Raw genomic sequence first — 9,977 nt, forward strand, 5'->3', positions numbered from 1 at the left:
CTCAACCACCCTTCACCAATTTGTAGATCGTGCTACCAAACAGTGTCATCACACCGAAGTACATGCCGGCTGCAATCGCGATGGTCGCTAGGACGCGACGTGAAGTGTTTCGGAATATCCACGGCGCCAGAAACAAGCCAATGACCAGCACTTTCGTGATGATGATGATGACCCAGAACGGTAGCATTTCCATTGGATAGTAGAGGAAGTAAAAGTACCACTCGGGCTTTATTCCTTCCGGCGTAGATCCAAGTGCGTTGTATGGCTCTGCTAACGGATAGGGGAAGAAAGACTCAAACGGAAGGCAAAGTGCCAACAGAAACAGGGCGAGAAATGCAAATCCCCACTCAGATAGATCCTTCAAGGCAAAGAATGGAAAGAAGAATTCCCGTTTCTTCGTGGGTCGATCAACCCCTTGACTCATGCCGTGCAATTGCACGAAGAAGAGATGTAGACCAAGTACGGCCAGCAACGTAAACGGTAGAACAACGACGTGAATTGCAAAAAATCTACTTAACGTTGCTTGTCCCAGCGTTGCTTCGCCCTGAATGGTTTCCCGCAATACCGTCGGATAATGTGCGAGACCAGCCGGAAGATAGGCACCCACTTCTTCGATGGATTGCAAACCCACCTTGGTGGCATTGACCGCAATTTGATTCCACGGTAGCAAGTATCCAGTAAAGCCAAACCCAAAGGTCAGTAGTAGCAGGACGACACCGGTTACCCAGGTTAGTTCCCGAGGCTTGGCAAACGCCTTCATGGCAAAGGCCGTGAGTAAATGCACGATGACGCAAAAGATCATCAGGGATGCTGCCCAGGCGTGCATGTTGCGGATCAAGCCGCCCATGCTCACAATGTCGGTGAGAAATGATACCGACTCATGCGCATCGCTGACGGTCGGTTTGTAGTAGAACAGCAGCATCAATCCGGTTGCTATCTGGATGATCAGAAAAAACAGTACCAAGCCACCGGTATAGTATGCCCAGCTCATTTTGTGAATCGGTACTTCCTTCTGCGTGATCATGTGCTTGAAGTCCATTTTCTCGATTGGAAAACGATCCTTCACGAATGACGTCACGGTTGAAATCAATTGGGTGCGGCTCATACTGACTCCGGTTGGTATTGCCTTGCGATGAAGAGCCGGTACTGGTCTGCTCGCTTGCGGTCGAAAGATCCTTCTGGTGATGAACCGGGCTTTTGGTGGGCAACGATGTTGTTGTCATTATCTTTGATCACCCAACCCAAGTGTGGCAAGCGTGCCTTGGCCGGTGCACCAGGATTTGGTTCCCCCGTCTTTACGTCGAAGTATGAGACGTGGCAGGGGCAGAGAATCTTCCCGTTCGCATCTAACTCACTACCTACGGTACAGCCCAAGTGAGTGCACTTTGCCGAAATCAGCAATGGAAATCCGTCCGCAAACATGAATGCCAATGCCGGGTGCATCTCGTAATCGATGAAGTACTTTCCCTTCTTGTCATTCAATTCGCTTAGTCTAGCGATCAAGATGTAGTCCTTGCTTCGCCGCTCGAGCTCCAATTCCTTCTCTTCTGCAGTCATTTTCAATCGCTTCAGACGGGTTGCCAACAATGCAGTCTCTTCCTCGGGCTCAATTTCAGGCTTCCCAAAGAAGCGTACCATTTTGTCAGCGACGCCAAAGGAAAGCAGGGTGCCACCAACACCCATTGCGACGGCAGACTTGATGAAACTGCGCCGGGCATCGATCATCCTTACCGCATTCGAATTCATCGCAAGCGATTGGGGACGCGCCCAAACCACCCGTTGCGGCAAGCGATACAGATATTCATAGGGAACTGCGAACATGTGAATCAAACGGGTAAAGGGGATTAGCAGAATGATCAGAAAGCCACCGACGATGTGCATCTTTACGATGAATGGCAATGCAGTGACGTATCCCAAATCGGGTTGTAGTTTGATCATCGACCATAGGTAGGGCGCAAGCGTCGATGAGTACCACAAACCACCCCAGCGATGATTGATTGCGGTCAGCACACCCAAGAGAACCTGCACGAATAGCAAACTCAGCACGGTAATTGTCTTGAAGCCCGTGATTGCTTGCAGCCTACCAGCAATGACTTTTCTGGTAAGCATGATCGCAATGCCAATGCAGGCGGTCACGCCAAGCGCGATGCCAACCATCTCAAGGGTCACTAACAAGACCTGACTTGCCAACAGCGTTTGCCACAGCGCTGGAAAGACAAAGGCAAGAATGTGCGCTATCAAGATTGGGATGATGGCGATGTGCCAAGGAGCAGCAGCCCACCGGAGTTTGCCATGCTCCAAAAATTGAGTGGAGCGTGGCGTAATGCCGAATGGGAGTTTTCGAAAGCGGTAAATGACACCGACAATGCAGATCAACACTGCTGCATAGGGTAATCCTGCGAATAGAAACGCATCAAACATGCAACGCCTCCTTCGGCATCTCCACCGTCACAATCGTACTGAGTGCATGGAGTAATGATCGATATGGGTGATCATCTGGAACCAGCGGTAACATTTTTGATAATGGTGTCCGCAAACAATGATGAAAGAGATCTTCGCGTTCTTCAAAATTAAGTTTAGCCGCGAAACCAACGACGACTGCAATGTGATCGGGAAGTGAGCTTCCTAATTCAGTTCCATACACTTCGTATAGTTCACCTAACTTGACCATGAACTCGCCACGGCGATAATCCTCCTCACCGAAGAGGTGAATGCTCAGCAATGGCGTGCAGCGTGGATCAATGTCAAACAAACTTGAGTAGATCTCTTCTCGTTGCAGCAATGGCGTAGTTTGGAACCAATCCGCGAACGGTCTTAGCGCAGTCACGGAATCATCGGAGAGTGAACTTTCGCTCCCTAATAGACATGAAATTGCCTCTTCATGCGCAGGCGTCGGATAGTCAAGCAGTTTTGAAAAACTGCTGAAGATTATGGGGGAATGATTCTGATTGTTAGTCACGATTCACCCCCGCCAAGGATTGACCCGGACCAAAACCGCATCCACCTTTGCATTGTTCCGGACTGCATGTTCCTTCCATCGACATTTCCCGGTTCAGTGGTGGAATGACAAATCGTTCCATGAAGTTGGGGAGTGCCGTCATCCGATAGATTGCCTCTGCTTCTCGTTCGGTCAATTCGGCCGCCTTGAGCATGGCACGACTAATCAGTTCGGAAACGTCACCCACCTGCTTTTGACGTTGATGATACCGAACCGCCAACAGTTTCTTGAGCGCGTGTTCGACAGGTTCGACGTTACCAGCACCAAATAAGCGAGCTAGATACTTGATGGGTATGCGGGCATTGTCCAGTGCCGAAAACAGATCACTGGTCGTGGATTGGTAGCTGTCGGCATCGGTCTTTCCCATCACGGGAAGTAGTGGGGGAACGTAATACAGCATCGGCAGCGTGCGGTATTCAGCATGAAGTGGTAGTGCCAACTTCCACTTTGCCACGTAGTCGTAGACGGGCGACTTTTGTGCCGCAAAGAGAAACTCATCGGAGATGCCATTCTCCTTCGCCGAGGCGATGACGGTTTCATCAAATGGATCACACAGCACGTTACGGTGGTTCTCGATCAACATGCGATCATCTACGCGCAAGGCGTCGGGAACCCGATCTGCATCATAGAGCAGAACGCCAAGATAACGGATGCGACCTACGCAGGAGTGAAAGCATGCTGGTGCCTGACCGGTCTCGAGTCTTGGAAAGCAGAGAATGCACTTCTCGGATTTTCCCGTCTGCCAATTGTAGTAGATTTTCTTGTACGGACAAGCTGGAACGCAGGCACGCCAGCCACGACACTTGTTTTGATCAATCAAGACGATGCCGTCCTCACCACGCTTGTAGATCGCACCCGAAGGACAAGCAGCCACGCATGACGGATTGGCGCAATGATTGCAAATGCGCGGTAGATACATCATTGCGATGCGTTCGACTTCGAACAACTGCTCCCGTTCGCCATCGGTCAATTCATCGAGGTTAACGTCATTGGCGGCATAGATCGGAGAACCGGAAAGATCATCATCCCAATTCGGCCCGGATTTGATGTCGATCGGCTCACCGGTGATTTGCGATATTGCACGAACGGCGGGTTGATCATCCCCTTCCGGTGCATCAAACAGATTAGAGTACTCGTACGTCCATGGTTCGTAGTAATCATCCAAACTAGGTTGACGGGGATTGTAGAACAGCTTGAATAGCGCTTCGATGCGTCCCTGACTGCGCAATTTCAATTCCCGATTTCGGGTTAATTCCCAACCACCTTGGAAGTTCAGTTGGTCTTCCCATCGCGATGGGTAACCCGTGCCTGGCTTGGTTTCGACGTTGTTCCACCACATGTATTCGGCACCGGCACGATCAGTCCAAATGTTCTTGCAAGCAACGCTACAGGTATGGCAACCAATGCACTTATCGAGGTGAAACACCATTGCCAGTTGTGCGCGAACGTTCATCTTGGTCTCCTTCGCTACCAATCGACTTTGGTTAGTTTTTTTACGACTACAAAGGTATCACGATTGATTCCCTGTGGACCCCAATAGTTGAATGCATAGGTGAATTGTCCATAACCACCCGACATGAACAGTGGCTTGAGGCGAACTTTCGTGAGTGAATTGTGTCCACCCGCGCGTCGGTTCTTTCGTTCCTTAGATTTGGGTACCGACAACGTCCGCTCAGGTGCGTGGTACAATAGACAGATGCCGCGCGGTATGCGTGCACTGACGTTGGCTCTGGTGCAAACGACGCCATGGTCGTTGAACACCTCTACCCAGTCATTGTCTTCAATGCCAATCAAGGCGGCATCTTCCACGTTGATCCAAAGCGGATCGACACCGCGTGATAACGTTCTCATTCGCAACGTATCGCTGTAAGTAGAGTGTATTGACCACTTGCCATGAGGCGTGAGATAATTCAAAACGATGCTTCCGGAACTCACGGATGATTTGACTAGATCGCCAATGACAACTCGATCGGGTCGCGGCTTGTAGGTCGGTAGGTGTTCACCAAAGGCGATGTACGCATCGTGATCGAAGTAGAGATGTTGTCTGCCACTTAACGTGCGGAAGGGAATCAAACCTTCGATGTTTTGGCAGTATGCCGAGTAGGTGCGCCCCTTTCGCGTGTTTCCCGTCCAGTAAGGGGTCGTTAACGTTCGGAATGGTTGTGCAATGATGGAATCGAAATTGGCTCGAACATCCCGGGTCGCTTCTGCTTCGTGCGTGTGATCGATACCAGTCTTGATGGCTTCGGCGGCATACGCACGATACGCTAACTCACCATTGGTTACGGAAGAGAAATGTAGAATCGCCTCACAGACGCTTCGGTCTTCCTTCAGCGATGGATACTTTTTACCACCCCACTCTTCCGTTGGATTGTACTCCAAGTACTTATCATACAGATCATCTACCTGAAACACGGTTCCATGAATTCCGAGTCCATTGTTGCGAAAACCTGGTCCAAGCGAGATGAACTTTTCGAAGATCTTGGTGTAGTCCCGTTCGATCACTTTCAGGTTGGGCATCGTCTTGCCTGGAATGGCCGCACATTCACCCTTCGTCCAATCCAACATGGTTGGCTGCGCGAGCTCTGCAGGCGTATCGTGCAACAATGGGAAGGCGATGACATCCCTCACCGGACCATTGAAGTGCTTTTTGGCCAATTTGCTAGTGTCCTCGGCCAAGTCGCGGAAAATGTTCCAATCGCTCTTTGACTCCCAACAAGGGGGTACGGCAGCCTGTAGCGGATGAATGAAGGCGTGCATGTCCGTTGAGTTGAGATCATTCTTCTCATAATATGTTGCCGTGGGCAATACGATGTCAGAGTAAAGCGCGGAAGAGTCCATTCGGTAATTGACGTCAACGATCAGGTCAAACTTGCCTTCCGTTACCGCTTCATGCCAGACGACGTCATGCACGGAATCTTTGGCAACTTCATCGGCAATTGAGTTATTGTGCGTGCCTAGATAATGCTTCAAGAAGTACTCGTGTCCCTTGGCTGAGGACATTAACGCGTTACCACGCCAGATGTACCAAACCCGCGGGAAACACGACGGATTGTCCGGATCTTCCATCGAGAATTTTAGCTTGCGGTTGCGAATTTGATCCGCAACGTAAGCAACGATTTCCTCATCAGTCTTGGCACCGTTTGCGGCTGCTTCCTTTGCCAATTCGAGACTATTGCGATCGAACTGCGGGTAGCAGGGTAACCAACCATGACGAACGGCATGGATCTGTTTGTCGATGGTGTGACCGCTGGAGAGGGCATTTTGCTTATCAGAGACGGGACAAAGCTCGTTGAACTCTTTTTCATAACGCCACTGATCCGAGTGGACGTAATGAAATGAAGGTGAATTTTGCAACCGTGGCGGTCCACCCCAATCCGTCGCAAAGGCGATGGGGCCCCAAGACTCCTGCGGTACCAGCTTTTCTTGTCCAACGTAATGGTTTAAACCCCCACCGTTTTTGCCTACGCAGCCGCAGAAGATCAATGCATTTATTGCCGCTCGATAGATGAGGTTGTTGTGATACCAGTGATTGACACCGGCACCAATGATGATGCTACACTTACCTTCAGTAGCTTCAGCGGTACGTGCCCAATCTCGTGCAAAACGGATTACTTGTTCTGAAGAGATTCCAGTGAACTTTTCCTGCCATACTGGCGTATAGAGCTGATCTTCGTGATAATCAGGCAATTGCCCAGATTCTTGTCGTAATCCATACGACGCAAGCTGAAGTTCAAAGACGGTCGTAACGAAAACGTCACCCTTTGATGTCGCAATTTTCATGGCACGGACGCGATGCCGATTGAGCACGTCACCCTTGCCTTCACAGAAATCATTCAGCAGAATCGTAACTGGTTCTGTTTTATCCGTTGGAAGTTGAATGGCTGGATCGATCACTTCTCCCGTGATGGCATCCTCCAATTTGAGATTCCACTCCCCTTTTTTCGTTTGCCAGCGATGACCAATCGTACCAAGCGGCATCCGAAGTTCATTGCTGATGCGATCGTGTATCAACATCTTCCATTCGCCGTTTTCTTCGGTGGCGTACTGATCCAAATCCTTGGCATGGAGGTACTTCCCGGCAGTATAGCAACCATCATCCGTCGCAGTCAGCTTGACGAGGAAAGAGGCATCGCTGAATTGCTTCAAGTAGTTTTCAAAGAATGGGACCGTTCGCTCTAAGTAATTTTCGCGAAGAATGACGTGGGAAACTGCCAACCAGAAGGCACCATCCTGTCCCTGATGGATCGGTAGCCAATCATCGGCAACCTTTGAGGTCATGCTGAAGTCTGGCGAAAAGACGACGACCTTTGATCCGCCGTGACGCGCTTCCACCAAAAAGTGAGCATCCGGAGTTCGGGTCATGAGCACGTTGGAACCAACAACGGCAATCATTTTTGAATGGAACCAATCAGCACTTTCACCAACATCGGTTTGTTCGCCCCATATTTCTGGTGACGCTGGAGGTAGATCGCAGTACCAGTCATAAAACGACATGCTGACGCCACCCATCAACTGCATGAAGCGTGAACCAGCGGCATAACTCACCATGGACATCGCGGGAATCGGTGAAAATCCTACGATGCGATCGGGACCATGTTTTTTGATCGTGTAGATGTTGGACGCCGCCATGATCTCGCGAACTTCTTCCCAACTAGCACGGCGAAAACCACCCTTGCCACGGGCACTGTGGTACCGTTTGCGCGACTCTTCACTTTCAACGATCGATGCCCAAGCAGCAACCGAATCATCCGGGAACTTAGTCTTTGCTTCTCGCCAAAGATCCATCAGGGCACCACGCAGGTACGGATACTTTACGCGCAGTGGGGAATAGATGTACCAGGAGTAGGAAATGCCACGTTGACAACCTCTCGGTTCATACGGCGGGAGGTCTTTCGACAATTCGGGATAATCCAACGCCTGCATTTCCCAAGTGACGATGCCATTCTTCACGTAAATGTTCCAACTGCAGGAACCAGTACAGTTCACGCCGTGGGTACTCCGAACGATCTTATCGTATTGCCACCGGTTCCGGTAGAAATCTTCCCATGCGCGCTGTTTCGGCGCAAAGATGTCAGCAATCCAGGACATGATTAACTCCGGCGTGAACTACGGTTAAATGGCTTTACCCGATAACGATATAGCGTACCAATTCCAAGGAACGTCAACAGCCCGACTGCCAGCCCGACCGTGGCATGTCCGGTTTCATGATCGACAGGGCTAGTTGGCGTAATCTTCGAGAAATATTCGGTTAGGTGAGCAGCTTCTTGTTTCGTAATCTTGTGGGTTCGGTACGTAGCGTCCATGACCTTAAAACTTGCTTGCTCGATGGCAGATTGCATGCCTACTCTGCCCATTTTTTTGTATGTACTAGACAAATCCAATCCCAATAAACCGCCGTACCCGTTGATTTTATGGCAACCAATGCAGGAAGGTCCACCGTTACGAAGCGATTTAGTCCCACTGAACAGCATTTGACCAACCATGGCGGAAGCAGGGGCAAGCGTCGCCATCTCCTCTTGCGAAAGAAGTGCTTCAACTCTTTTTATTCGATCTTTGGTATCGGGTGAGCGAAGAAAAGTTGACAACGTTGAAAGGATGGAATCCGTAAGTGGTCCAACGTTCTTTTCCATTCGCTTGATGGCTGGATGCAAGTCATTGTCTGACCACGTCGCCGCAACGATGAGGTCTGGCCCAGTGAGTTTACCGCCGCCTATGGTGTGGCAGCCTGCACACTTCGTGACAAAAAGCCGTGCAACGATGTCCTGCTTCGAATGAAGTGAGTCAGACGAACGCTTTTGCAAGGAATCGCCTTGTGCCCAACTTCCCGTGATGAAAGTCAGGAGCAGGATGGCAACCATCCAGCGGCACCTTGCATGACCGGATCGATGCATCATTGGCAATGGTGGGTTCATGATCAACATTCCCAAAAGGATTTTCGTTGATGGAGATATAAAGAGTTGCTACTCTTATTCTCCTGTATTGGCGCAAAAAAAACGACGCAACGTCAAACTGAGATCAATGACCGATCCAATACGCCATTAAAGCACTTGTCAGGGTTATCACGCAATAGCGTTCGTAGCGTCTCAATGGTCGTGCCTGATAGAAAGGCATCGATGTGATCTCGCGACTCTTTCCAACGGTCATGGACGGGACAACTATTGCTCTCATCACACTTTCCCAAACCCAACAAACACTGCGTCGTAAGGTGAACACCGTCAAACAGCTCGACGATTGCCTTCAAGGATACCTCTTCCGGCCGCATGCTCATCTGAAACCCACCACCAGGACCACGAACGGCTTGTAAAATGCCAGCCGATGTGAGTGTTCCAAGAATCTTCACGAGATAAGGGGATGGTATGCCGATGGAGGAGGCAATGGTCGTACCCAATAAGTACTCCTTCCGCTCCTGAATGGAGAGGAAGAGAAGTGACCGAATGGCATAGGTGACTGGTTTCGAGAATATCATATAAAGAGTTTCGCGTCTTTTACTCTTGAATGTACGATCCTTGACAAGGCATGTCAATCTTGAACGAAGATAAAAAATAAATTCTAAGTCACACATTAATACACAACAACTTAGGTATATTTCAAATCACTCAATCGATCTCCTCAGGTACTAAGGTCGAGGGAAGTTCGAGGGCTAACAACTCATTTCGCAGGTGAGAATAATAATAAAAGGAGTCTGATTGCGGATTCACTCGTAGTTTTTTCAATGTCGTGTGGATTCGATCCATATAGGATGATAATGAGTTTCCACGACCAGCAACGTAACGAGCCATGAAACTTTTACGACTTGAGTGATCGGTCATTTCCCTTGCGATGAGGAGCATTGCAGCTGGATAAAGCGACATAAATAACAAATAACGATCTTGACGTTTGTTGAATTGCTTTTCTGCTAGCGCTTTCAAGTCTCGCGCTTTAGCAATGTCCCCCCAATAGGCGAACCAGTAAGCTGCCGAAAAGAACGTTTCCACAT

8 protein-coding genes are annotated in these 9,977 nt (G+C 49.7%); all 8 read right to left on the reverse strand.

Annotation, left to right across the window (positions count from 1 at the left end):
* Position 1: 1 nt before the first annotated feature.
* Positions 2–1,105, reverse strand: a complete 1,104-nt coding sequence (locus tag OEM52_04270) for a cytochrome b N-terminal domain-containing protein (protein ID MDK9699352.1) — start codon at positions 1,103–1,105, stop codon at positions 2–4.
* Complete coding sequence (gene narI, locus OEM52_04275) at positions 1,102–2,421, reverse strand: respiratory nitrate reductase subunit gamma (protein MDK9699353.1); 1,320 nt, start codon at positions 2,419–2,421, stop codon at positions 1,102–1,104. The genes OEM52_04270 and narI overlap by 4 nt, the downstream gene beginning before the upstream one ends.
* Positions 2,414–2,959, reverse strand: a complete 546-nt coding sequence (locus OEM52_04280) for a molecular chaperone TorD family protein (GenBank protein MDK9699354.1) — start codon at positions 2,957–2,959, stop codon at positions 2,414–2,416. The genes narI and OEM52_04280 overlap by 8 nt, the downstream gene beginning before the upstream one ends.
* On the reverse strand, positions 2,952–4,451 hold the full coding sequence (gene narH / locus OEM52_04285) for a nitrate reductase subunit beta (protein MDK9699355.1): 1,500 nt from the start codon (positions 4,449–4,451) through the stop codon (positions 2,952–2,954). Before narH ends, OEM52_04280 begins: the two co-directional genes overlap by 8 nt.
* Before the next feature lie 14 nt (positions 4,452–4,465).
* Entirely contained in the window at positions 4,466–8,089 is a 3,624-nt protein-coding gene (locus tag OEM52_04290; protein ID MDK9699356.1) for a nitrate reductase subunit alpha, read from the reverse strand.
* Positions 8,090–8,091: 2 nt separating this feature from the next.
* On the reverse strand, positions 8,092–8,913 hold the full coding sequence (locus OEM52_04295; protein MDK9699357.1) for a cytochrome c: 822 nt from the start codon (positions 8,911–8,913) through the stop codon (positions 8,092–8,094).
* 92 nt (positions 8,914–9,005) lie between these two features.
* Complete coding sequence (locus OEM52_04300; protein ID MDK9699358.1) at positions 9,006–9,467, reverse strand: Rrf2 family transcriptional regulator; 462 nt, start codon at positions 9,465–9,467, stop codon at positions 9,006–9,008.
* 130 nt (positions 9,468–9,597) lie between these two features.
* A partial coding sequence (locus OEM52_04305; GenBank protein MDK9699359.1) for a hypothetical protein occupies positions 9,598–9,977 on the reverse strand: 380 nt, incomplete at its 5' end.

Source organism: bacterium, assembly GCA_030247525.1.
Lineage (GTDB): Bacteria > Electryoneota > JAOADG01 > JAOADG01 > JAOADG01 > JAOTSC01.

What these genes read in the sequence shown, in the direction of transcription:
- narI (MDK9699353.1), bottom strand. Translation starts at nt 2,421, where the DNA reads ATGTTTGATGCGTTTCTATTCGCAGGATTACCCTATGCAGCAGTGTTG.
- OEM52_04300 (MDK9699358.1), bottom strand. Translation starts at nt 9,467, where the DNA reads ATGATATTCTCGAAACCAGTCACCTATGCCATTCGGTCACTTCTCTTC.
- OEM52_04295 (MDK9699357.1), bottom strand. Translation starts at nt 8,913, where the DNA reads ATGAACCCACCATTGCCAATGATGCATCGATCCGGTCATGCAAGGTGC.
- OEM52_04290 (MDK9699356.1), bottom strand. Translation starts at nt 8,089, where the DNA reads ATGTCCTGGATTGCTGACATCTTTGCGCCGAAACAGCGCGCATGGGAA.
- OEM52_04270 (MDK9699352.1), bottom strand. Translation starts at nt 1,105, where the DNA reads ATGAGCCGCACCCAATTGATTTCAACCGTGACGTCATTCGTGAAGGAT.
- narH (MDK9699355.1), bottom strand. Translation starts at nt 4,451, where the DNA reads ATGAACGTTCGCGCACAACTGGCAATGGTGTTTCACCTCGATAAGTGC.